This is a genomic window from Vagococcus allomyrinae (assembly GCF_017829975.1).
GTDB lineage: Bacteria > Bacillota > Bacilli > Lactobacillales > Vagococcaceae > Vagococcus_D > Vagococcus_D allomyrinae.
Map to the genome: position 1 here is coordinate 18,087 of NZ_JAEEGA010000027.1, position 25,914 is coordinate 44,000.

Genomic DNA, 25,914 nt, shown 5'->3' on the forward strand with positions numbered 1-25,914 from the left:
TATGAGTAAAGCACCTGTTGCGATTATCATTTTAGACGGTTTTGGTCAACGTGAAGAAACAGTTGGCAATGCTGTCGCACAAGCAAACAAACCCAATTTTGACCGTTATTACAATGAATTTCCACATGCCACAATGAAAGCGGCTGGCTTAGACGTTGGCTTGCCAGAAGGGCAAATGGGGAATTCAGAAGTGGGTCACACAAACATTGGTGGGGGACGAATCGTCTACCAAAGTTTAACTAGAATTGACAAAGCCATTTCCGATGGTGAATTCCAAACAAACGAAGTTCTGAACAGCGCCATGTCATATGCCATTGACAACAATTCAGCGCTACATTTATTTGGTCTTTTATCAGACGGCGGTGTTCACAGTCATCAAAACCACCTGTATGCCTTGTTAGAAACCGCGAAAGCAAAAGGCGTTAAAGAAACTTACGTCCATGCCTTTTTAGACGGACGTGACGTTGCACCGACATCAGGTGCTGGTTTCATGAAAGAGTTAGTCGCTAAAATGGCAGAGTTAAACTATGGCCAAGTAGCAACTGTTTCAGGCCGTTTTTACGCCATGGATCGTGACAAGCGTTGGGAACGGGTTGAAAAAGCTTATAATGCCCTAGTTTTAGGCGAAGGCGTTAAAGCAACTGATCCGGTAGCAGCCATCGAAGCCTCTTATGCAGAAGGCGTCAACGATGAGTTTGTTTTACCAATTGTGATCGAAAAAGATGGCAAACCAGTGGCAACTGTTAAAGAAAACGATGCAGTGATCTTCTTTAACTTCCGTCCTGACCGTGCGATTCAATTATCAAATGCCTTCACTGATCTTGAGTGGGAGCACTTTGAGCGTAAAAATCATCCGACAAATGTAAAATTTGTGACAATGACTTTATACAACCCAAGTATCGTAGCTGAGGTGGCTTATCCACCGATGGAAATGAAAAATGTTATTGGAGAAGTTCTCTCAAATCACGGACTTAAACAATTGCGAATTGCGGAAACTGAAAAGTATCCTCATGTTACCTTCTTTATGAACGGTGGCCGCAACGAAGAGTTTGAAGGGGAAAGTCGTATTTTAATCAACTCACCAAAAGTTGAAACCTACGATTTAAAACCTGAAATGAGTGCTTACGAAGTGACAGATGCGTTAGTAGCCTCAATCGAAGCCGACGAAAATGATGCGATTATTCTAAACTTTGCCAATCCTGATATGGTAGGTCACTCTGGTATGTTAGAGCCGACTATCAAAGCCATTGAAGCCGTTGATGAAAACTTAGGACGTGTAGTAGACGCTATATTAGCTAAAGGCGGTTCAGCGATTATCTTTGCTGACCACGGTAACTCAGAAACCATGTCAACACCTGAAGGCAAGCCTCATACTGCCCATACAACTGTGCCAGTACCTGTGATTGTCACGAAAAAAGGTGTTTCATTACGGACTGACGGACGCTTGGCTGACGTTGCACCAACGATGTTAGACTTATTGAATATTGAAAAACCTGCTGAAATGACAGGTGAATCTTTAATCGTTAAGTAAAAAAGTTGAAAATTTAGCAGTATAAATTGCAACTTGCCTCAAAACGTATTATGATGAAACTATGGTAGCAATACCTTAGATATAAACAACCTTAAAGGAGAGCCGTTGCTCTTGTTGCTTAAGCAACTTAGAAGCAAGGGACATCGGAATGGCCTGAGAGGAAGAGACAATGTACTATCAGAAAGAAACTATGGTAGCAATACCTTAGATATAAACAACCTTAAAGGAGAGAATAAAAACATGTCAATTATTACAGACGTTTACGCTCGCGAAGTCTTAGACTCACGTGGCAACCCAACAATCGAAGTAGAAGTATACACAGAAAGCGGTGCTTTTGGTCGCGGTATGGTACCTTCAGGCGCTTCTACTGGTGAATACGAAGCTGTTGAATTACGCGATGGCGACAAAGACCGTTACTTAGGTAAAGGTGTTTCTAAAGCAGTTGACAATGTTAACAACGTTATCGCTGAAGCTATCATTGGATTCGACGTTCGTGATCAAATGGATATCGACAAATTAATGATCGAATTAGACGGTACTCCAAACAAAGCTAAATTAGGAGCTAACGCTATTCTAGGTGTGTCTATTGCTTGTGCTCGCGCTGCAGCTGATTTCTTAGAAATGCCTCTATACCACTACTTAGGTGGATTTAATACAAAAGTATTGCCAACTCCAATGATGAACATCATCAATGGTGGATCACATGCTGACAACAGTATTGATTTCCAAGAATTTATGATCATGCCTGTTGGCGCGCCAACATTTAAAGAAGCACTACGCATGGGTGCAGAAGTATTCCACGCATTGGCTTCAATCTTAAAAGCTAAAGGTCTTTCAACAGCTGTCGGTGACGAAGGCGGATTTGCACCTAACTTAGGTTCAAATGAAGAAGGATTTGAAGTTATCATGGAAGCTATTGAAAAAGCTGGCTACAAACCAGGAACAGACGTTGTTCTTGCAATGGATGCAGCTGCTTCAGAATTCTACGATAAAGAAAAAGGTGTTTACGTTCTTGCTGATTCAGGCGAAGGCGAAAAAACAACTGAAGAAATGATCCAAGTCTATGCAGATTTAGTGGCTAAATACCCACTTATCTCAATCGAAGATGGCCTAGACGAAAATGACTGGGATGGTTTCAAGAAAATGACTGAAATCATGGGCGATAAAGTTCAACTAGTTGGTGACGATTTATTCGTGACAAACACAGCTAAATTAGCTGAAGGAATTGAAAAAGGCATTGCTAACTCAATCCTAATCAAAGTTAACCAAATCGGTACATTGACTGAAACATTTGAAGCCATTGAAATGGCGAAACAAGCTGGTTACACAGCTGTTGTTTCTCACCGTTCAGGTGAAACAGAAGATGCAACTATTGCGGATATCGCTGTTGCAACAAATGCTGGTCAAATCAAAACTGGTTCATTAAGCCGTACTGACCGTGTTGCTAAATACAACCAATTATTACGCATCGAAGACCAATTAGGCGATGTTGCTCAATACAAAGGTTTACAAGCTTTCTACAACTTAAAAAACAAATAGTTTTTAAGTCGAAAAGAAGGTATACCAATTACTAGAAATACATAATATCTGTAAAAAATTGCTGAAAAAGTGTTTCTATTTAGCAATACATATTAGGTGATTTTTTACAGAATTGTTATGTAATAATAGGAAAAAGCTCTCTGTTTTAATTGTTAATTACAATTAGAAAGGAGGGCTTTTTCGTGTTATCTACTGAATTAATTGATGAGTTTATTTTAGATTGCCGCATTAGAAATTTATCCAAAAGAACTATTGAAACTTATGAAATGAATATTGGTGTTTTTTGGAGATGGTTGAATATCTCAAACGATTTTAAGAAAATTGAAGATATTAAGAAAATTCATTTTAAATCTTTTATACTATCCATGATGGAACAGAATTACAAAGAAACATATATTAATACTGTTTTGAAGGCAGTAAAGTCGTTTTATAACTATTTATTTTCAGAAAACTATATAAAAGTTAATTTGACTTTGGAAGTGAAGTTATTAAAGGAGCCAAGCACAGTGATTGATACTTTTAATGATGATGAAGTTAAGCTGTTACTTACATACTTTAAGAGGAAAACCTTTTTGAATATGAGAAATAAGTTGATAGTGTATATTCTTTTAGATACGGGACTAAGATGTGCAGAGCTTCGCTCTATAAAAGATGCTCATGTATACGAGAATTATCTTAAAGTGTGTGGCAAAGGGAATAAGTGGCGAGTGATTCCAATTAGCAATCAATTACAAAAGGAAATCCAAAAGTATCGTAGAGAGCGTGAGAAGTATTGCTTGAAGTTGAATCAAATGTCTATCGATGATACCTTATTACTGACTCGTAAAGGGAAGCAGATTTCAACAAATGCAACAATTGAAATCATTTTTAGAGAAATTGCTACGAATACGAAAATTAGAAATACAATCAGATGCAGTCCACATACTTGCCGACATTGGTTTGCAAAAACTAGTATAAAAAATGGTCAAGATATTTATACACTGTCAAAAATACTAGGGCATTCTAATATCAAGATAACACAGCGCTATATAGAGTCAATGTCTTCTGATGAAATCATTGAGAAAGGGCTACTTACTACGCCATTAACTACATTCTAGTTAATTAAACATTGACAATACCAGCGATAGTGAAATACACTGATGTCTATGTTTACAACCATTTCACTATTGCTGACACCAATAACAAACTATCAGGTAAGTTAAAGGGGTCTTAAAATGAAGAAGGTAGCATATGTGCGAACGAGCACAGGCAAGCAAACACTAGGAATTGAAGTACAACGTGAGGCTCTTACAGCCTACAAACCAGACTTATGGTACATTGAACAGGTTTCTGGTCGTAAAGAAGACAGGGAACAATTAAACAAGGCTCTTGACGTACTTGAAGAGGGTGATACGTTGATTGTTTATAAGCTAGACAGGCTTGGCAGAAGCACCAAACAGTTAGTGAATCTTATCAGTCAACTAGATGATAGAGGGATTCATCTCAGCATTGTTACAGAAGGTATAGATACGTCCTCGCCGACTGGTAGACTGGTTTTTACTATACTTTCAGCTGTTGCGGAGATGGAGGCATCGCTCATCTCAGAACGCACGAAACAAGCACTGGCGATGTCTCCCAATAAAGGGGGAAGACCCAAACTGGATGGAGCAATTAAACAAAGTGTTATTGAAATGTACTATGACTATAAGAAAACTGCCCTTGAAATATCAGAAGAATTATCTATCAGTGAGAGCAGTGTGTATAGAATTATTAAGCTTTACAAATTGAATAATACCAGTGGTTGATTAAACATAATGAAATGTCGTATAATTAAAGTCAGAAACGAACGTTTTTGACAAAATGAAATCATTTCATTATTAAATTCTCAAGAACCTTATGAAATCAACTGTTTAAGTTGTTTTTGTGAGGTTCTTTTTTTCATTCATTCTGCTACTAGCTAATACGTTCGTTTTAGACAGTGTCAGCAATGGTGAAAAAATAAATAGTTTTTATAACAGGGGGCGTAGTTATTACCAAAATGGAAAAGTTGATTTTACGGAAACGGTAATACCACTTATATCTCCCAACTAAAAAATATTTGGAGGTTAATAAAATGAAAAGAAAAGTTTTAGCTGGAATACTATTGTCAAGTCTGTTAACGCTAGTAGCGTGCGACACAAAGAATATCGAGGAATCAAGCGCTAACGACGTGTCTCAAAGTCAATCTATAGCAGAGACAGTGAATAGCCAAATAGATGAAGAAATAGTAGGGCAAACAATATCTGAGCACTTTACAAAAGAATTAAGTGACGAAGTCTGGTTAGAAATCTTAGCTGATGAAGATGGGGCATTTCACGAGAATCCCGAATAACAGGATTCCTAATAACAAATGATAGCAGTCACGAATCTGAATTGTACAAAGGGTTTGCTAATTATAGTTCAGATGAAACAGGTTATATTTGGGTCGAAGTGCCTGAACTTCTAAATGAGAATGATGTAGATTTTAGACCGAAATTAGTAGATGTTTATCAACTCTATAACCAAGGAGAATTGAATCAAAAGTTATTCAAGGCTCTTGTAGATGAGACTGCAACTTCACTTGATAAAGAAAAAGAAGATTTTGGCTATTCAATGTTGAAATCTAAACTTCCTGTATATGCTAATGAGTTAACTTTTAAACATGTAGTTAATCCAGAAACAAAAAAAATGTTTCAAAAAATTGAAATAAAAGGAAAAGATGCTTTTTTTGATGAAGAATCATTGAATTATAGAAGTAATTATTTTGAAGTAAGTGAAGACGGTATGAGTATACAAATAAATTCAGATGGCTATCCAGATTTGTTTTTGGTAGGATTCAAAGGGCATAGAGGAGTGCTTGCAGGTATTCCAAAATACTTTGTAAAATTTTCTGATGAAAAAGAAACTTTTGAGTTTGACCCGTTATACACCAATGACGAAATAGAAGTTGAGTGATTTTTAGGGGATATATCACTTCCAGCGCTCAACTATTTCAGAAAAATTCAAAAGCCCTTACCTATAAGGTTTTGAGCATGTGGCAATTTGCAGTGTATATGTACTAATAAAAGAAGTTATTTGGCCGACTTTCATTAGGTCTATTGTAGGAGGGTATGTTTTTTATAGTCGGGAGTTTGGAATAGGAAAGATATCTTAGTTTTACCTTGTATTGAATAGTAGTATTTCGAAAAAAGTATAATTCATCTAGAAATAATCATTTTTATCGACAATATATGAGAATACTAAGTAAGTCAGGTTAATAAAAGGAGAATAAAATGAAAAAAATAGTATGTGAACTTTGCGGAAGTAATGATTTTACAAAGGAAAATGGTTATTGGGTGTGTAATCATTGTCAAACGAAGTATACACCAGAAGAAGCAAAAAAAATTACAGTAGAGGGCATTGTTGATGTATCTATTGATAAGACTACTGACTTACATAATTTTCAAAAACTAGCAATTCAATACTATAATAGTTCTGACTTTGAACAAGCAAAAAAATATTACAGCAAAATTCTTGAAATTAATCCAGAAGATTGGCAAGCTACTTTCTATTATGGAATTTGTTCTTCTAAATTATCAAATTTAGCCAGCTTTAAACTGATGGATAGCGTCAATTCAGCGAAAAATGCTATCAATATCATTTTAAAAGCAGATATGCAAGAAAAAATGAAGACCGAACATATTATAGAAATTGTAAGTGCTGTTAACTCAGTTACAATTTCGTATCAAGAAATAGCTTTTAATCATTATAATCAATATTGGGAAATGGAGTCATCAACTACTGAATTAATTCGACGTTTACAAATTTGTAGTGAAGCGTATACGTATTGTTTCGATTTAAGCAGATACTTTAAATTAAGTATTAGTCAATTTCAAATTTCATTAGCTGAGAATGTCATTTCGATTTGTATAGAGATATGTCAATTTAGAAAATATAAGATGTATGTAAAAGGAACTGAGCTAGAAAGAGAGTATCAGTTGTCACTAGCTAATAGACAAAAATATATTACTATCTACCAACAGAAAGTGGCTTTCATTAAATCAATTCAACCTGAGTATGTCCCACCAAGGATAGAGGATAGAGACATGACTAAAGCTCAGGGCTGTTATATAGCTACGTCAGTCTATAAAACTTATGATTGTTCTGAACTATGGACATTGAGAAGATTTAGAGATGAGACACTAAACAAGTCTGTTGTAGGTAGGCTTTTTATCAAATTTTATTATTTGGTCAGTCCAAAGATAATTAGAGTATTTGGAGAAAACAAAATATTTAATGGATTTTGTAAACTCATATTAGATAAATTTGTTAAACGGTTACAATTGATAGGCGTTAGCTCCACAGAATACGAAGATAGTTAAATCAATAGGATTCCACGGTTTTCGAACTAGTTATAAAGCATGTGTACTTAATTTTATAAAATAAGCCGTGGAAATCAAATTTGACTTTTTTGTGAATTTATGATATAATACTTGTAAATAGTAATTTATGTGGTATAATACCTCGGATAAACATCAAAACATCAAAACATCAAAACATCAAAACATCAAAACATCAAAACATCAAAACATCAAAACATCAAAACATCAAAACATCAAAACATCAAAACATCAAAACATCAAAACATCAAAACATAGTTCTTAGCTTGATGACATCAATTGTTAAATCGAGCTACTTTCTTTTTTTGTTATAAGGAGGAATATTAAGTGTATGTAAAATAATAAGGATATCAATTTAGTGAATAAATTAACTGGTACCTTTTACTTCTTAATAGTGTATACAGTGTATTAAGAAGTAAAAGGTACCACAAATGTTCACAGTAGAATGAAAGTGCACAACTACGCAAAGAAATAGATGTGAATAAAATAACAATAGATTTGCCAATGAGTTGTGGCAACAATCATAGACTTTATGTCTGAGAACATGCCTAAGGATAGCCTATTGAAAAGGCTCGTTGTCAAAATCATGAATAATGTTTTATATTAGCAAGACTATGTGATTGTAGTTGCAATATTGTGCAACAGCTTTTTGCAAAAATATAACAAAGAATAAAAGGAGAAGGTAGGATGAAAATAATTACAGTTAAAAGTTTGTTAAATGAGGATAAATCGTTAATTTCTGAAAGTTCATACAACTCAATAAAGGCAAATGGAAGAATGTGTACTAAAATTAAAATATCTATAGAAAATCAGTTGAAGCACCATTTTCATAAAGTTATTTATGTTAGTGGAAAGAAAGGGAAACCCTCTCATTTTATAGTAGAAGATAAGAAAGTGGTTCCTGATGTGTATAAAGCTCATGGAAATAAGCCTGTGATACTTCAAGGTGATTTAAATGTAGTTCTTAATTTTATTGGTAAGCAAGAACCTACGAAAATAGTAGGGAAAGGTAAAGAGGTAGAAAATGGATTTACCGTAAAGCAAATTTTTCAAAATGCTTTTAATTTATCTGATGTAGATATAAGTGTTAGAAATTGTTATGTAGAAAATTACTTTGATTTAGATGCTCTGATGATGGTAGAAGAGCACTTGGATGAAAATAGTAGGCAAGAAATAGATTGTGACACATTGATTAATTATTATGAAGGGTGGTTCAAATCTCTAGCAACTCAATATGTCGTAAAAGCTCTAGATAGTGTTTGTGTAAATTATAGTAAATCATACTATTCATATAGTGATTTTACTTACGATGAAGAAGAAGACAAAAAATTAATAAAGCCCAGCTTCAAAAATATTTCTGAAGAAGAATTTAATGTTTTTAAAGATGAAAGGAAAAAGTATAGAGAATCATTGGCTGATGATTTGAAAAGAAGTGAAAAAGATAGCGAAATAAAAAAGAAAATGGAAGAATTATATAATTATAGTCAAGTATTTGAAAAATATGTATTTTCTGATAATAAGAAATTAGTTAATGATGATTTTGATATTGTAGAATGTAACCAGAGACTTGAAAAGAGACTTATTAGGCTTGCTACTGAAAGACAAAATAAATATAAAGTAGATGGCGACCCAAATCCAGTTGAATTTGTAACATTTAGATTAAAAAAATTTGATGAATACGCATTATTTTGCGAAAAATTCTATAATAAATTGTTTAAGATAAATGCTCACGATACTAGTAATGAAGGTTTGTACGATTCTGGAAGCAATCCCCAAAATAATGTGTGCTATTTATTAGAAAGTTATCGAGAAAATAAAAAATTAAAGCAAAAAAGAGATAAAGAGAAAATTGTAAAAAAAGTCTATCTCTCGGACAACAGTAAGGAACTATTTAATAATAGACAAATTAATGATATGCGCATTCTGGGTGATATCAATTTATTTGCTAGAATTGTGGAAAATTATTATGAACATACAGAGGAAAGTTACGAAGCTTATAAAGAAACTTCTTGTAAGAAGATAAAAGAATTAGGTAAGCAAAAACTGAATACGTTACACCAAAAAATACGGGAACAGCTGGAAAATAGATATCTTGAAAAGCAAAAAGAACCAAGTTGGCTAGAATTTTTAGAAAGTAAGAATGATGAAAACCAGTTGGAGCCTAAGAAGACTGAACATAATCATGAGGACACTAAAAGCAGTACTATTATTGTTTATGAACAATATGATAGAAATAAAGAAATTGAAAATAAAAAGCAAAATGATAGGTTTTTAGAAACGTTAAAAGGTAGCAATAGTCATGAGTCTAAATTGAGAGAGTTGGGGATTGAAGATTCTGAGGTTTACAAATATCCAAAACTATTTGTAGCAGTTGCAATCATTAGCAATGAGACCCCCTTTACAAAGGGAGCTTATAGAAAGTACAGAGAAACAAAAGATTTAAAACTAAAACAACTGGGGCAACGAAAAATAAATGCTATATCTAAAAATGAGTCTGGTAAGCGTGCGATAAAAACATTTGAATTAGACTATGAACGTGAAGAAAAAGAATGTTTTAATGAAATGATGAGTCTAATTAATTGGGAAATAGAAAATCTAGTTCATGAAGAGGATGATTTAGAAACGAAATTAAGTACTATAGATTTTATATTAGAAGGTAATAAAAGATATTTTAGTGAAGAACTATTCAATAGTCTGAAACGAGAGACAGATAAAATACAGAAAGAAATTAGCGAACAATATCATAAAACAAGAAAGTTTCGTTTGAAAAGAGGGATAATAAAATATTTTTTTAGATACATGGATTTAAACACAAAAAACTAAGATTAATTTCTTGGTTTTTTGTGCTTTTTGAGTGTACCCTATCTATACAATAGCAAGTCGTTGATATATAATGGTTTCAAGGTGTGCAATATACATGTTCATTATATATAAATTCAAAAGAGAGGTATTTCTATGACAAAGATAGGCTATGCAAGGGTATCATCCAAAGAACAAAATTTACAGAGGCAATATGAAAAGTTTGAAAGTGTTGGCGTAACTAAGATTTTCTCTGACAAACTGAGCGGTAAAAATAATAATCGCCCAAAATTGCAAGAGATGTTAAACTATATCAGAGAAAGTGATATAATAGTTGTGACTGAGCTTGACCGTCTAGGACGTAATAATAAAGAAGTCACTTATATCATGAATCAAATACAGGAAAAAAACGCTACACTTGAAATCCTCAATTTGCCTTCTCTGAGTGGTATACAGGACGATAACCTTAGAAGGTTGTTGAATAACCTAATCATTGAATTGTTCAAGTATACGGCTGAGAATGAGCGTAAACAGATACGTGAGAGGCAGAGGCAAGGTATTGAGATTGCTAAAGAAAAAGGTAAATATAAAGGGCGTCCTTTGGCGTATAGTGCTGACTCAACTGATAAACAGAAACGTGTAACATATAAAAAGATTGTTGAGATGTTGGGGAAAGATGTTCCTATCACTCAAATTTCAAAAGATTTAGGTGTTGCTAGGAATACGATTTATCGGATTAGAGATGAGCTGGGACGCAATGAGTTAATTAGATAGTGTGAAATACCCTAATTTTCAAAGTAGATTACTGATGATTTTTTTTCAAGAAGAAAATAGTTGTGACTCGTTAAAATGTAAATATTTAAAGAAATTAATCGCTTTGAGAGGATTACGTTATCTTTTGCTGAGCGCAGTTGGTATGGAGTTAAAAATATTGGAGTGGTGAGGGATGAATTATGACTAAACAAGAAATTTTAGAAAAAATTGAGACTGAGACTGATTCTGTAGAAGAAGTAATTGAAAGTTTGCATTCGAGGAAAAAACTCCTCACAAATGAAGTGGAATCATATGATGAATCCATTAAGTTTAGAAAAAATTGGAGCTTTGGTTGGACAATACTTATGGTCTTAACATTTAGTGGATTCTATTATATCTCAGTTTCTAGTAAAAATAGTCTTATTTTTTTTCTCGTCTTAATTCTTTTACTTATTATTAGCTTACTTGGCTTAATTACAAATTTTGCAAGCAACGATAATGATAAAAAAAAGAGAGATTTTTCATATCAAAATTTAATTGTTACGGAAGACCAGCTATTTGCGGATGAAATAACTCGAATGACTCAGGAAGAAAGAGCGGTTAGACAGTTGAGTAAAAGTCAAGCCGACCTTGATAGATATTATCAGCTGAATTTTGGGCATATTAATAAAATTTTTAAATTAGGAAAAAATATAATTATTCTCGGAACTATAATTGTAATGTTAACTTTGTTGTTTATCATTTTCAGTCCAAAGTCAGTTGATACACTGGTAGTAATTTTTGGCTTTCTGAGTGGGGTTTTAATTGATTTTACAGGGGCGGTATTTATCGTGATTTATACTAGAACAATTAAATCAGCAAATATGAATCAATATGGTATGTTGGAAACTAATCAGGCATACTTAGGAAATGTGCTAGCGTCACAAATAAAAAACGAGTCTTTAAGAGAGGAAACTCTTTCTGAGTTAGCTAAAAAGCTTATTGAAAAAGAGAAGATAATTAATTATACTGATTCTAATTAGTTGAGAAGGCTAGATACTAAAAGTATGATAACGTAATTTGTTAATTGTAAGACTAAAATTATACGAGGAGGAAATATATTGACAAAAAGTCAGATTATAAAAGATTTAGCAACGAATAAAATAAGTCTTGAGGAAACTTTACAAAGATTACTAATTATTACGAATGATTTAGATATTAATGAAATAAAAGTGTGGATATCAGGTGAATTAAATGGATATAGCAACATAACTATCCTTCCTAATTACCGTAAAAATGTAAGTCAGGTCATTAAATACTCTGGTATAAATGGTCGTTTTCAAATGACGAATCAAACATTACCAATTACAGCTTTTCCAGTGGAAGTAAGAGAAAAAATTCAAAACTCCACAATTATAGAAAGTATTAGCACAATAGAAAAAGTTTTAGTTGATGAAAGTAAGATAGGAATAGATTTGACCCAATTTTCAGGAATAATTTATGAAGAAACTGGCATTAAGTGTTATAAAATTTTTCAAGAGTACAGTCAAATTGCACTTTCAAGCATAGTTAGCAATGTTAAGAATAAAGTATTGTTAATTCTATTAGATTTAGAAAAAGAATTTGGTAATTTGGACAGTTTAGACATAGAATCTGAAGCGATAACAAGGGATAAAGTTGAAAAAATACGTGACACATTCAGTACGATTTATTATGATGGAGTAGGGGAAAAATATATTGGATAGAGATATTAACTTGTTGATTATAGGAGCATTGATATCTTTAGTAACAACTTTGTGTGTACAGTTAATCCAATTGTATATTTCCAATTATCAAAAAAATAAAGGAAAAATAAATATCTATTTTAAGTCAGTCTATAGTTCAATTACATCTAAACCATGGGGAATTGATAAATCAAGTAATGGTATAATACTTTTAATACCATTGTGGATTGAAATTCAAAATACTAAAGGGAAAAATGAAATAGTGAGAGACTTGAATTTGTTTCTTTATAAAGACAATAAAAGAATAAAAAACATGGTTCAGGTTACTCACACATCGAACAGTGAAAAAACGGATTATTTTGGAGATGAGGGAGTGTATTCCTTTTTATTAGAACCTGAATCGATTAGAAGATATAAATTAAACTTTACGATTAAGATGAGTGATGTAAATGAAGAGTTTGATAGAATAAAAATTGGTTATTTTGATACAAAAGATAAGTATAGAGAATCAATATTATTTGAAACACCTGATGGATGGAAAACCATAAATACCAAAATTGATTCTGAATGGAGAAAGATGGTACAGTCTAGATAAAATTCTGATTTTATTTAACACAATATTAAGTATTAGGAGGAAAGAATATGTTTATAAGTTTATCAAAAGAACAGGAAGAGAAATTAAAGTTTGAGTTGATTTCTAAATCTACAAGGAAAAAGATGACTCGTTTAATTAGAGGAGATGTTAAGAGCGAGGATATGAATCAATTATTGTATAATTTAAATAAAAGAATAAATATAGCTCGTAATGTTACAAATAAACCTAAATATGTACTTGAGGTAGACACAAATGGTTTTTTTGAGCCCACAGAGATTATGTGGCATCAGTCTGAGATTGAGTTGATGATGCATGATTGTAATTCAATACAATTCATTGAGATAATTGCAGATTTTTTACAAGAAGGGTTAATTAGCTCAGATAAAGTAAATGCTATTCTAAAAGAGGATGGATATATTTTCTATTACGAAATAACTAACGATTGTCTAAGTATAAAAATAGATGAATTAGATAATATTGACATTAGTGAAGCTGAGGTAATTCCAAACATCTCTACACTAATTAAAAGAATGGATTTAGCGTTTTCTGAAGCGGATTATACCTCGGTCCTACATACAAGCGCAACAATTTACGAAACTCTTGCGAAAGATGTTTGTAATAATCCTAAAGTAGAAAAAGAAACTCTAGGCTCTTTTTTTGGATGTTATAAAAAAAATTCTGTATTACCTGAACCAATTTTGGATTATATTTTGGATGTATATAAAAGAAGAAACACTGAGCCGACCGCGGGACACGGTAGTCTAGAATCGCCAACTGTTACTCAAATAGAAGCAAGCGTATTGAAAAATTTAACTAGAGCTATCTTATTAATCGAACAAGAATGTAAGGTTGCAAAGTTGTATAATAAGTAAGATACTACGAACTAAAAAATGCATCCTAGTTAGTAGTACATAACAATCTATTTTGAACAATGTGATAAACCAAGCTACTATGGTATGATTTACTTCAAATAAAAGAAAGTCTTATCTGACCGAGTAATTAAGTACAGTCAGAATTTAGCTGAACAAAAAAATTAGCTCTCACATTTTTTTTATTTTGTGAGAGCTTTTTTGATTTCAAAAATGATTTAATTAACCTATAAATAGGATTGATTAGTTTTATTTTAACAAGCTCGATGAAGACGGTATTCCAAAATGACGCTTCGGCGAAAGAATTGACCACTCTCTTTTTGTTTAAAAAATAACAGTGATATGATTCCCTCTCACGCCTTCACGCTCATATTTCGTTTCCATTTATTGTAATCTTCTACTGCTATTTTTTAAAAGTATTCCCCTTAAATTTGCAGAAGAACGATTTCTTCACACGGCTGGTAAAAAGCATTCAAGCTTGATTAGATAAAGAAGTTTATTATTACTTGAAAAAGATAAAGCGAATATTGTATCTGGATAGAGCCATTAAATCGTAATATAAGGTATAAAAATATTATGAGAATGAGTAATAGAATATTTCAGAAAAACTAAGGTGATAAAGAATCTTAGCCCTAATATAATCTTAGTTGTTTAACGGAAGATATCATATAAGATATCTTCAATATCATTTGACCAGTTTTCAAAGCTTAGATGAAGTGCAAAAACGCCTTTTAAAAATGAAGGAAGGCATGTATTATTATCAACAAATAAAGGAACCACTTTTGTTTGTTCTGGATTGTTATAAACATAGTCAGATAAAAGTTGAGCCTCTTTTCCAACTCCACCTGAGCGAAATTTTGTTTTCTCTAAATAAGAACTATCGCAGAAAATAAAAACCTTGTTGTGGTTATCACGGTCAATTCTCTCCATAAAAAAATTGAGACTTTGGCCAGGTCTGACATGAGTTTCGTCGTAAATTACTTCAATGCCTTCATCTTTTAGAACAGTTGCTAGTTTCCTTACTTTATCTTTTGTCTCTGAAAACTCCCAGCTATAAGAAAGAAAAACTTTTGGTCTGGCTCCGATATTTTGATTTTCTAACATAGGTCTACGACTATCGATAATGTTGTAAATGTTACCATTTTTAACAGCCCAATGAGTTCGATTGAATCCGTACCCCCTTAAACCAATTTGAAGACCATCCTGTAGTGTTAGTATATCTTCTTTGGAAAGCTCATCCGAAGTTTCATAATGAATTACTATTTTGTCATTCTCAATAAAACATTCCTTGATTAAACCGAGGTATCCCATTGTAGGTAAGTTGTAATGGTCGACTGTATCTTTTTCGTATAGGAAGAGGCATGGATACTGTTTGAGTTGTTCAAGATATTTACCATAAAGTGAAGTATTACCTTTTATAAATTCATTTCCGTGGGTTGATTCAAGAAATCTATCAAGTTTAATTAAGCAAACTCCATTTTTCCATGCACCATTTTCGTTAGTGATGATTAGATTAAAAAGTGACTGTATATATTTATTTCCATACCTCATAAATTAAAGACCTCCATTTATTCTTATTGTGTCAATTATATCAATAATATAGAACAAAATACATAGTGAAAAATGTATTAAATAATACGGCTCTTAAAAAGTAGCACAATATCTAAATACTTACATGATACAATTATAAGGATAAAAAAGTGCTTATTTGTAGAGAGTATGTGTAGTACTATCAATATCCTACTTAAATCAATTCATTACTATTCTGTGCTATTATTTTAGATAGATTTTGCTTTAATAATGGATTATACACTAAATATTTGAAGAAAAACTCCGCTAGTACGTAGACCAGGCCCTAAATAGCTAGTATCCTCATCAATTCGATTTATTTGTTATTTATTTTTTATATCTATTTAGCAATACATTCGATATTGTACTTGATTTTATTTTGAAATCAATTATAATTAAGTTAACAATTTAAACATTGAGAAAACACTGGTATATCAACGTTTTTGAAGCTTGTAATTTGCAACTAACGCTGGCCAAATCAAAACGGGTTCATTGTCACGTACTGACCGTGTTGCTAAATACAACCAATTATTACGCATCGAAGACCAATTAGGTGACGTTGCTCAGTACAAAGGTTTACAAGCTTTCTACAACTTAAAAAACAAATAGTTTCTAAGTCAAAGTAAAGATTAATAACAGGGCCTTTAATTCTAGGATTAGAGGCTTTTTTAAGTATCTTCCATTAAAAAATTGCCAGAATCAGCTAAAGTATCAGATTAATTTGTTCGATAATCGGATTTATAAAAGGAAACAAGCACTTTATAAAAGAATATATGATAAAATAAGATAACACGTTTGAATAATTAATAAATGGAAAATGAGGATGGTGAAACTGAACCACCCTTATTTTTATCGCAAAGAATAGGAGAGAAGGCCTGTCATGATTGAAACCATAGGACAGATGTATATTACACTGATGCCGATTATTTTAGCAGGCATCTTCAATATGATCTGGTGCAAAACATCCTATTTTGCGTTTTTGGAAGTGCCCCTTGATCAAAATAAAACGCTAAAAGATGGGCGGCGCTTGTTTGGCAATAATAAAACTTGGAAAGGGCTGCTAGGTTATCTTTTTTTCGGGGCAGTTAGTGGCATTTTTTGGGGCTTGATTTGTCATTGGTTACCTGTTTTAGCAGACCGTAACTTTCTTTATGTGGCCTATGAGAATACCCTTCGTTATAATGGCGTGATGGGAGCACTTTTTGGTTTGGCCTACGCCTTGTGTGAGCTGCCAAATAGTTTTATTAAACGGCGGTCAGGCATCATCCCAGGAAAATTAGCAACGAGTAAGGTAAGAATCCTTTTTTTTGTTCTAGATCAAATTGATTCTCTAATTGGATGCGTGCTTGTCTTGGCAATTGTCTATCCCATGAGTCTCGGATTATATGTGGCGTTTATTTTTTTAGGAGGGCTAACACATATCGGTGTTAATCTTTTGTTGTATGGGCTTAAAATTAGGAAAAATGTTTTTTAATGGAGGTATTATGATAACAACGTTCGAACAATTAACCGGAACAACTGGTGGTGCAAAAGCGAGTATGTTAGGGCGCTTAACCCGAAAAGGGATCGTTGTGCCGGCAGGGTTCGTCATTGATAAAAGTGTTTATAAGGCGTTTCTGCAATTGAATCATTATGAGCAAAAAATTGCTCATTTGTTAGCTGATGTAACCAAGGAGACGGTGACAGCTGTTTGCCAAGAAATTCAAAGGCTGATCCAAGTAGGAGAATTTGATCAAGGGTTTTTAAGCGAATTAGCCGGCGTTCTTTTGCCAAATCAATTGTATGCTGTCCGCAGCAGTGGAACGATGGAAGACTTGGCTGACTATAGTTTTGCTGGGCAATATGATAGCTTTTTAAGAGTAGTAGGTTTTGAAGAGATCGTGGCTAGTGTGAAAAAGTGCTATCAATCAATGTTTAGTGAAACTAATTTGAATTATGTCTTAGATCATCAGTTGCCCTTAACTCATTTAGCAATGAGTGTGATTGTTCAGGAGTTTGTTGAAGCTGACTACAGTGGCGTTGCCTTTACTGTTGATCCTGTTAGTGGGGATGATAGCCAACTAGTCGTCGAAATCGCAGCAGGAGCTGGTGAACAATTAGTTGGTGGTTTTGTGGAGGCCACTTCTTACCGCTACAAGTGGCGAGAAGATAGTTGGCAAGGGGAGCAGAAAGAGCAAATTGCTCAAGAAATCTTAGATGAGATGGTCAGGGTCTTTTTGGACATCCAGGTCTGGTTGGGGTATCCTTGTGACATTGAATTTGCTATTAGGGATCACCAGCTATTTATTCTGCAAGTTAGAGCAATTACGACGATCTTTTTTAATGGCATTGAAGGCCAGTGGACAACGGCCAATTTTAGGGATGGGGGGGTATCGGCGCAAGTGTGTACCCCGTTTATGTGGAGTTTGTACCATTCGGTATGGGACAAAGCTTTAGGTAGTTTCCTGATTGAAGGTCAAATCAACAAGGCCCATGAGTTTGGCTCATTATTGCGTTACGAATACGGTCGCCCATACTGGAATGTTGGGGTTGTCAAGGGAGCAATGGCGAAATTTCCCGGTTATCAGGAGAATGATTTTGACAATGAACTGGGGATTACGAAAAGCTATACTGGTGCCGGAAAAGTTACTGCGTTTAAATTAGCCCTTTTGTGGCCAATTTTAAAAATGGCTCTTGCTCAAAAGAAGCGCGTGGCAAATTGCTTGGAAAATGCAGAAAATCAGCGAACCAGCCTTTTGGCCACCTATGAAGCGGCTCATGAAGAGTTGTCACGTCTTGAGGGGAAAGAACTGGAACAAGCTTGGCGGGTCTTGGTCGAAACCAGTTATCCCAAAAGCGAAAAGACTTATTTTCAACAAGTTTATTTAAATACAGTGGAGCAGACATTATTTAAAGAGAAGCTAGCCAAGTATTTGCCTTATCAGGAATATTTGCTTCTATTAGGCGGATTAGATCGGGTCTCACATTTATTGCCCTTTGAAGAAATGTGGCAGTTATCTCGTAAGATCTTGGCTGAACCGACGGCCCTGCTATTTTGGCAAAGCCAATCGTTAACGACAATCAAAGAGTGCTTAACGACTGGTGAGGATTTTCCAGAAGCAGCGGGCTTAAATGCCTTAATCACTCGATTCGGCTATCATTCAGCTAGAGAATTACGGATTGAGTGTGATTCATACGGGGAAGATCCCAGCTTCTTTATTCAACACATCCAAGAATTATTAAAGTTAGATGAATCGTATTCACCAGAAATCAGTCAACAACGACAGTTCGTTGATTATCAAGAAGGATTGAGCAAATTGGCGACGCTAGTTTCTGGCAGAAAAATGGTCGTCTTCCGAAAAGACATCGAAAAAATGCGTCAGTTGCTATGGTGGCGGGAGGAGTTTCGGGATATTTCCACTCGTTATTATTCATTGATTCGTTTATATACGTTAAAATTGGCCAGATGGTATCAGGAGCGCGGGATTTTAAGTTCGGCAACGGATATTTGGTTGTTGGAGTGGGAAATGATCAGTCAATTTGCTGCAGGTCGCGTGTCAGAAAAAACGTTAAAGAACAAGCTTGAAGAAGGTCGGCGTTACTATGAAAGTTTTCGTCATTTTCAAAATCCAGAAGATATTGGGGCTATTTACCAAGAGCAGCAGGAAGTGATCACTCAATCTGCCGATCAGGGAATTCAAGGAATTGGCTGCAATCAAGGACGGGTGACGGGGGTTGCGCGAGTGATTGAATCAGTTGAGGAGATTCAAGAGTTACAGCCTGGCGATATTTTGGTTACGCGCTTTACTGATACGGGTTGGACAAGTAAGTTTGCAATTTTAAAAGGACTGGTGACGGAAACAGGAGGTGTCCTGTGTCACGCAGCTATTTGTGCCCGAGAGTACGGGATTCCCTGTATTGTTTGTGCCAAACAAGCGACGAGCCTCATTAAAACCGGCATGTCAATTACGATAGATGGTGGGACAGGTGAAGTCACGGTGAATGATCAAGATCAGTTGGAGGAAAAAAGATGGTAATAGGAACGTACAATAAAACGGTGTTAATCACTTATATCGGTATTTGTTTATCGATTGTTGGCATGGTCGTTGCCTTAAATGGTAATAGTCAGCTAGGTTTAGTTTGTTTTATTTTTGCTGGGATTTGTGATCTATTTGATGGTAAATTTGCTAATTTGTTTAAACGAAACGACTATCAAAAGGATTTTGGCGTGGAAATTGATTCATTGGGGGATATGATCAACTTTGTGGCTTTTCCGATTATCCTGTCCTATAGCATGGGGCTAAGAGCTTGGTGGCAGCTAGTGGTGTATATTATTTATGCCTTGGCAGCAATTACTCGCTTGGCTCATTTTAATGTGATGGCCAAAAGTGGTTCACCAGCGGCGAAAACCCATTTTCAAGGGTTGCCAGTCACCTATAGTGCCTTGCTTTTCCCCACGATCTGGTTGCTTTTGCAACTGGTTTTGTCCTCTTATTTTTCACTTGTCTATAGTGGGCTATTCTTAGTGATTGCCTTGCTATTTATTGTGAATATTAAGATTCCCAAGCCAGGTAAAAAGTCCTATCTCTTTTTTGGCATTCTTTCATTGGTAGTCTCTTATTTGATTTTAACTTGGAGGTGAGGGTGTGAAGGTATACCAACGTAAAACCCAAAAAGTGATGGATGAAGCTCAATATCAGGCTGGCTTGTTGAGCTTTCTATATGAGACGTTTTTAGGTCGATTACTTCTAAAAACAGTCATTACGACGCCAATTTTTTCGATTCTTTACAGCCTTGGCAATCAGAGTCGGCGTTCAGCAAAAAAAATTCCTAAATTTATCGAAACCTATCAAATTGAGATGGCCGATTATCAAGAGACAACCTATGACAGTTTTAATGACTTTTTTATTCGTCAATTGAAACCAACAGCTAGAACAATCGACACTGAACCAAGGGCGCTGATCGCGCCAGCTGACGGGCGTTTGTTAGCTTACTCAATTTCACCGGACTTAACGTTTATGGTTAAAGGACAACCTTATTCCATTGGCTCATTGTTACAAAATGATGAGCTGAGTCAGGAATACGCCAAGGGATTATGTTTGGTTTTACGGTTAGCTGTGACTGATTATCATCGTTATCATTATTTAGATGATGGTCAGATTGGCGAACAAAGGAGTATTAAAGGACGGCTGCATACCGTCAGTCCGATTTCTCTAGGCAAGCACCAAGTTTACGCTGAGAACAGTCGTCATTGGTCGGTCTTGGAAACGACTAATTTTGGAAAAGTAACTCAAGTGGAAGTCGGTGCCTTATTGGTGGGACGGATTACCAATCATCCCTTAACGACATTCAAGCGAGGCCAAGAAAAAGGTTATTTTAGTTATGGTGGTTCAACCATCATTTTGTTGTTTAAAGAAAATCAAGTGACAATCGATCCTGATATCTGGGAGTGGAGTCAAAAAGGGGTAGAGAGTTTACTATCCTTCGGTGAAAAAATGGGAGAGTGTCTGAAATGATTAAACGATTGGCAATTTATTATCAAGAGATGTACCCGATTATCCCAAGGTTGTTTTTAGCCTTTGTGATGTTTTTTGAAATTTATTTTTTATTGTTGTTAAACTATCAAGTGCCTTTGACAAAAATCTCAGTGGGGATTCCGGAAATTATTGGCAGTTTAACCATTTTTATTTTTTTAATGCTTTTACGAATTGTGGACGATTTTAAAGATTATGAAACCGATCGACGCTTGTTTCCAGAACGGGCATTACCTTCTGGTCGTGTCCAGAAGCAGGATTTAATAAAAGTCATGGTGGTAGCCATTGCCTTTATTTTTATCAGCAATCTGATCTGGATGAATAATTTTGGTTTCTTTCTGTTTCTTTTTATCTACGGGACGTTGATGTCTGTTTGGTTTTTTCAGAAAAGTAAAATTCAGCCTAACCTGATATTAGCTTTGGTGACCCATAATCCAGTCCAATTGGTGATGAATGCCTACATCATTTCATTTACTTGTTTTAAGTACCAGGTCTCGCTGTTTTCCTGGACCAGTTTTTTAGTGATGTTAACCTTGTACTTTCCAGCCCTGATTTGGGAAATTTCTCGAAAGGTTCGCGCACCTCAAGATGAAACAGCCTACGTGACCTATTCCAGTATTTTTGGCTATCAAAAGGCGACAAAATTTGTCTTACTCTTAACGGCAGCAGATGTGGTAACCAATATTTTATTAACCATTCGTTTAAATAAATTTGCGACGGTGGTGATTGTCCTCAATTTGATCTGGTTCTTATTAAAGGGAAAGCAGTTTTTGAAAGACCCAACAGCCTTTCGTTTAGTGGAGAAAGTTGAACGATATACGTATTTCTTGGAAACCTTAATGGTATTAGTCGTGATTATCTATCTACTCGTGGGTCGCCTATGATGAAATTAATTGATGAAGAAACGTATCAAGGGATCGCTATTGGAGGGAAAGCTCAGGTTCTTTTTGAATTGCAAAAAGCTGGCTTTCCAGTGCCGCCGTTGCGTTGTCTGGCAGCGGCGACCATCCAGTCCTATGTTGACGACTCGTCTCTAATGAAGATCACTCAACTATTGGAGCAGCTAAAGGAAGTTGATGAGGGGCAGATTGAACAGATCAGTCTGTCACTTCAACAAGTTCTACGTGATTGTTTAAAGACCAGTGATTTTTTTCAAGAGTTGAAAGAGGCGCTCTCCAAAGAAGAGGGGCCGCTCTTTTCTGTTCGTTCATCTGCTAGTCAGGAAGATAGTGTGGAAACATCATTTGCCGGTCAATTTGACACACAATTATCAGTAATACCGGAAGAAATACCTGATGCTGTCCTTCAATGTCTTTGTTCTCAGTTTGCAGCGAATGTTTTACGCTACTGCCGTGAAAAGCAAGTAAACCTGATGCCGCTGTCATTGAGTGTGATTATCCAAGAAATGATCATCGGCGAGACTTCAGGCATTCTGTTTACTGCCAACCCTCAAGGATTACTAAATGAAGCGGTTGTCGTTATAGGTGCAGGGACAGGCGATCAGGTGGTCTTGGATAAAGTGCCGACGACTACTTATTATTATCATGTAACGGATCAACAATTTTATTACGAACAACAGCTTGGAGGGCCACTGATTGATTCTCAACAGCTTGTATCACTCATTCAACTTGGGGAACAATTAGCAAAACATTTTGACCAAGCAGTCGACATCGAATTTACTTGGCAAGAGGGTCAACTGTATGTATTGCAAGCTCGCCCTATTACTACATTATCTGGCGAGATCGGCACGATTTTAGATAATAGCAATATCGTGGAAAGTTATCCCGGTTTAACATTACCTTTAAGTTATTCATTTATTCAGGAAGCGTATGCCGGTGTTTTCCGAGGGCTGGCCTTTCGCAGTGTCGGAAATTCCCAAGTAATCGAGGAACACGAGTCGCTTTTCTTTGAAATGGTGGCGATGGTGAATGGTCGTGTTTATTACAAAATCAGTAATTGGTACACTCTGCTGAGTTTTCTGCCGTTGCACAAAAAAATTATTCCGATTTGGGAAGAGATGTTGGGCATTGAACAGTCTGCCACTAAAAATACTGGAATTAGCTTAAGATTCGGTCAACGGCTTAAAACCTATGGCAATGTCCTCAAATCATTCTTTAAAGTACCAATAGAAATGGATCAGCTTAATCAGGAATTTGAAGCGATTGAAGCGCTGTTTATCACGCAATTTAATCACCAGATGAGCAATCAAGACGTCTTTGCCCTGTACGATGAGCTGAAAGAAAAGGTGCTGCTTAACTGGGATATTACCTTGCTAAATGACTTGTATGCCTTTCTTTATACGGGCTGGTTAAAACGGGCCATGAAACGTCGAAAGATTGACAACTATGAAGAAATTACCAACCAGTTGATTTCTGGAATGGGGTCGCTGGCAAGCATGAAACCGATAGTGGCGCTACAGGATTTGGCTAGGCTAATCATCAGCGATAATCAGGTTCAAGAAGTTCAGCAGGTCCAAACAGCAGAGCAGGCAGACTTATATTTGTCCCAAGGACTAGTTGGGAAGGCGATGAGAACCTATCTCACTCAATTTGGTGATCGTTCGTTGGAGGAGCTAAAGTTAGAAACAGAGACCTTTCGTTCGAAGCCTCTAAATTTGTTTAAAGAGCTACAACACTATCTGAAAGAGCCAGAGCTATTAAATGCCTTAACTTCAAAAGAGGCGACAGCGCATCAAACGATCTTGCCAGAAAGAGTTAAGGGCAATCGCCATCTAACTCAATTGAGTCGAAAAGCCATGCTTGGTATTAAACATCGTGAGAGCTCTCGCTTAAATCGAAGTCGCTTGTACGGGATGGTCAGAAGTCTATTCACTCAAGTCGGTCAAAATTTGCAGACTCAAGATGTGATTGAGGCCGTTGACGATGTCTTCTACTTGACGATCACTGAGTTAAAACTGATCGAAACATGGCAATCTGGTGAGGCTAAAGTGCGAATTACGGAACGTAAAAAAGACTATCGACAGTTTAGTCAATTACCAACCTATTCGCGGTTGATTTATGAGGCAACTGAATTCGATAAACACGTCGTCAGTATTGATTCGGGAAAAATTATCGACACCTCAAAAGAACTGGTTGGCGTCCCTTGCTCACCTGGCATTGTTGAGGGACAGGTTGTTATTATTGAAGATCCTAAAACGATGGCAAATACCCAAGGAAAGATCTTGGTCACGAAAATGACAGATCCCGGCTGGGTGTTTCTATTAGCTCGGGCTAAAGGGATTATCACCGAAAAGGGTTCCCTGTTGTCTCATACGGCTATTATTTCTCGAGAATTACAAATCCCGGCGGTTGTTGGCGTTAAAGACGTCACTCAACTGCTTGAAAATGATGAATGGGTGACCTTAAATGCGCTGACAGGAAAAATTACAAGGAGGCAACCAGATGTATCGAGTCATTGAATTTAATCAGGAAGAGCAGTATCTAAATGATTTTCTGAGCTTGCCAGCTAAGATTTACGCCTCTCAGTGGTTGGTTCAAAATCCAACTGAGGAACGTCAATTATTGACGAATCGTCATATCTTAAGTCATTATTTCAAATTGCGAAAGTTTCTGGTTTACAATCAAGCTCAGGAGGTTTGTGGTCGTTGTGTCATCACGATGTATCCTGAAGATCAACAGGCGTATTTAGGTTTTTTTGAGTGCATTGAGGCGTTTGACTGTTGCCAGCTTTTATTGGATCATGTGGCATCAGAGTGCTTAAAAATGGGGTTTAAAGCAGTCGTAGGTCCGGTCGATTGTTCTTTTTGGATTCGTTACCGGCTGAAGATTAGTGATTTTGATCGTCAGCCATATATTTCCGAGCCGTATCACCCTTCTTATTATTTGGATTTTTGGGAAAGAGCCCAGTTTCATGTTACAGAACGATATGTGTCTAATCAGTACCCGACAGTTCCTAAGCGGGATAGACCAAAAGATTATCAACGAGCTACTGGGAGATTAGTCAATCAAGGGTATCAGTTAGTCTCACCTAAAAAGTCAGATTGGGAAAAAGTGATTGCTGAGATTTATGAGCTAATCAGTGAGCTTTATGCTGACTTTCCAATTTTTAAGCAGTTGACACTAATTGATTTTAAAGAATATTTCGCAAACTACGCGCATATCCTAGATTTTTCGATGGTTAAGATGATCTACAAAGAAGGGGAAGCTGTTGCTTTTTTTATCGGCATGCCTGATTACGGCAATCTATTATATCAACCTTTAAACGCAATCCGTCTACTGCAAATGCTTATTAAAAAGAAACGCAGCAAAGATTATGTGTTGCTTTACATGGGGGTGAAAAAAGGCCATCGAGGAGTGGGGATTGGCCTGATTCAGGACGTTATGTCAGAGCTTTCGCGACGTCAAGGAAAGGCGATCGGCGCTTTTATTCACGCTGGCAAAGTGACGGAACGTTACTGGCAACAAGAGATTGAACGGCAATATCACTACGCCCTGTTAGCAAGAGTCTTAACAGACGAGGAATGAAGAGGTGACTGTTTGGCCGTATTTATAGAGTGAAAAAACAAGAGAAGGGCTACTCACGAGCGAGGCTGCTGAAAAACGAATAGGTTTCTTTCGTTTTTATCTTTAGAGATAAAATAATAAGGGTCCAATCCCTGATTTTGGGATTGGAACCTTATTTTATTCTCTTTTATTCATTCATCAGAG

21 protein-coding genes and 1 pseudogene are annotated in these 25,914 nt (G+C 35.6%); 21 read left to right on the forward strand and 1 reads right to left on the reverse strand.

Translation table 11 applies throughout. From position 1 onward, the window contains the following. Position 1 precedes the first annotated feature (1 nt). The 13 genes from gpmI (at position 2) to I6N95_RS25750 (ending at position 14,168) form a co-directional block, all read left to right on the forward strand. On the forward strand, positions 2-1,531 hold the full coding sequence (gene gpmI / locus I6N95_RS25690; RefSeq protein WP_209532870.1) for a 2,3-bisphosphoglycerate-independent phosphoglycerate mutase: 1,530 nt from the start codon (positions 2-4) through the stop codon (positions 1,529-1,531). Positions 1,532-1,771: 240 nt separating this feature from the next. Further along, on the forward strand, positions 1,772-3,070 hold the full coding sequence (gene eno / locus I6N95_RS25695) for a phosphopyruvate hydratase (RefSeq protein ID WP_209532872.1): 1,299 nt from the start codon (positions 1,772-1,774) through the stop codon (positions 3,068-3,070). A 182-nt stretch (positions 3,071-3,252) separates the two neighbouring features. Then, entirely contained in the window at positions 3,253-4,167 is a 915-nt protein-coding gene (locus I6N95_RS25700) for a tyrosine-type recombinase/integrase (protein ID WP_209532874.1), read from the forward strand. A gap of 117 nt (positions 4,168-4,284) precedes the next feature. Beyond that, positions 4,285-4,854, forward strand: a complete 570-nt coding sequence (locus I6N95_RS25705; protein ID WP_209532876.1) for a recombinase family protein — start codon at positions 4,285-4,287, stop codon at positions 4,852-4,854. 308 nt (positions 4,855-5,162) lie between these two features. Further along, complete coding sequence (locus tag I6N95_RS25710; protein ID WP_209532878.1) at positions 5,163-5,420, forward strand: hypothetical protein; 258 nt, start codon at positions 5,163-5,165, stop codon at positions 5,418-5,420. Between the two features lie 41 nt (positions 5,421-5,461). Then, positions 5,462-6,022: a hypothetical protein gene (locus tag I6N95_RS25715; RefSeq protein WP_209532880.1), complete on the forward strand. Its 561-nt coding sequence runs from the start codon at positions 5,462-5,464 to the stop codon at positions 6,020-6,022. Positions 6,023-6,339: 317 nt separating this feature from the next. Further along, complete coding sequence (locus I6N95_RS25720) at positions 6,340-7,428, forward strand: CFI-box-CTERM domain-containing protein (RefSeq protein WP_209532882.1); 1,089 nt, start codon at positions 6,340-6,342, stop codon at positions 7,426-7,428. A gap of 705 nt (positions 7,429-8,133) precedes the next feature. Next, positions 8,134-10,269, forward strand: a complete 2,136-nt coding sequence (locus I6N95_RS25725; RefSeq protein ID WP_209532884.1) for a hypothetical protein — start codon at positions 8,134-8,136, stop codon at positions 10,267-10,269. A 132-nt stretch (positions 10,270-10,401) separates the two neighbouring features. Further along, a complete protein-coding gene (locus tag I6N95_RS25730) occupies positions 10,402-11,019 on the forward strand; it encodes a recombinase family protein (RefSeq protein WP_209532885.1) in 618 nt (205 codons plus the stop codon). A 179-nt stretch (positions 11,020-11,198) separates the two neighbouring features. Further along, positions 11,199-12,020, forward strand: coding sequence for a hypothetical protein (locus I6N95_RS25735; RefSeq protein ID WP_209532887.1), 822 nt, complete (start codon positions 11,199-11,201; stop codon positions 12,018-12,020). 78 nt (positions 12,021-12,098) lie between these two features. Then, complete coding sequence (locus tag I6N95_RS25740; RefSeq protein ID WP_209532889.1) at positions 12,099-12,722, forward strand: AbiTii domain-containing protein; 624 nt, start codon at positions 12,099-12,101, stop codon at positions 12,720-12,722. Then, entirely contained in the window at positions 12,715-13,296 is a 582-nt protein-coding gene (locus I6N95_RS25745; protein ID WP_209532891.1) for a hypothetical protein, read from the forward strand. The genes I6N95_RS25740 and I6N95_RS25745 overlap by 8 nt, the downstream gene beginning before the upstream one ends. Positions 13,297-13,343: 47 nt before the next feature. Then, entirely contained in the window at positions 13,344-14,168 is an 825-nt protein-coding gene (locus I6N95_RS25750) for a hypothetical protein (protein WP_209532893.1), read from the forward strand. A gap of 648 nt (positions 14,169-14,816) precedes the next feature. On the opposite strand, the gene I6N95_RS25755 is transcribed toward I6N95_RS25750, so the two are convergent. Further along, on the reverse strand, positions 14,817-15,716 hold the full coding sequence (locus I6N95_RS25755) for a toll/interleukin-1 receptor domain-containing protein (RefSeq protein WP_209532895.1): 900 nt from the start codon (positions 15,714-15,716) through the stop codon (positions 14,817-14,819). 477 nt (positions 15,717-16,193) lie between these two features. Between I6N95_RS25755 and eno (I6N95_RS25760) the strand changes: the two are divergent. From eno (I6N95_RS25760) to I6N95_RS25795, 8 genes and pseudogenes are all read left to right on the forward strand, one after another. Continuing rightward, positions 16,194-16,343: pseudogene (gene eno / locus I6N95_RS25760) on the forward strand (phosphopyruvate hydratase); the annotation flags it as partial. A 271-nt stretch (positions 16,344-16,614) separates the two neighbouring features. Continuing rightward, a complete protein-coding gene (locus I6N95_RS25765; protein WP_245249885.1) occupies positions 16,615-17,208 on the forward strand; it encodes a CDP-archaeol synthase in 594 nt (197 codons plus the stop codon). Between the two features lie 10 nt (positions 17,209-17,218). Next, entirely contained in the window at positions 17,219-19,750 is a 2,532-nt protein-coding gene (locus tag I6N95_RS25770; protein WP_209532897.1) for a PEP/pyruvate-binding domain-containing protein, read from the forward strand. Further along, positions 19,744-20,355 carry a CDP-alcohol phosphatidyltransferase family protein gene (locus I6N95_RS25775; RefSeq protein ID WP_209532899.1) on the forward strand — a complete coding sequence of 204 codons (612 nt, stop codon included), beginning with the start codon at positions 19,744-19,746 and terminating at the stop codon, positions 20,353-20,355. The genes I6N95_RS25770 and I6N95_RS25775 overlap by 7 nt, the downstream gene beginning before the upstream one ends. 4 nt (positions 20,356-20,359) lie before the next feature. After that, the gene (locus tag I6N95_RS25780; protein WP_209532900.1) at positions 20,360-21,229 is read left to right on the forward strand and encodes a phosphatidylserine decarboxylase; all 870 of its coding nucleotides are present in this window, start codon (positions 20,360-20,362) and stop codon (positions 21,227-21,229) included. Continuing rightward, complete coding sequence (locus I6N95_RS25785) at positions 21,226-22,131, forward strand: UbiA prenyltransferase family protein (protein WP_209532902.1); 906 nt, start codon at positions 21,226-21,228, stop codon at positions 22,129-22,131. Before I6N95_RS25780 ends, I6N95_RS25785 begins: the two co-directional genes overlap by 4 nt. Continuing rightward, positions 22,131-24,665: a phosphoenolpyruvate synthase gene (locus tag I6N95_RS25790; RefSeq protein WP_209532903.1), complete on the forward strand. Its 2,535-nt coding sequence runs from the start codon at positions 22,131-22,133 to the stop codon at positions 24,663-24,665. The genes I6N95_RS25785 and I6N95_RS25790 overlap by 1 nt, the downstream gene beginning before the upstream one ends. Then, a complete protein-coding gene (locus I6N95_RS25795; RefSeq protein WP_209532904.1) occupies positions 24,649-25,731 on the forward strand; it encodes a hypothetical protein in 1,083 nt (360 codons plus the stop codon). The genes I6N95_RS25790 and I6N95_RS25795 overlap by 17 nt, the downstream gene beginning before the upstream one ends. Positions 25,732-25,914 lie beyond the last annotated feature (183 nt).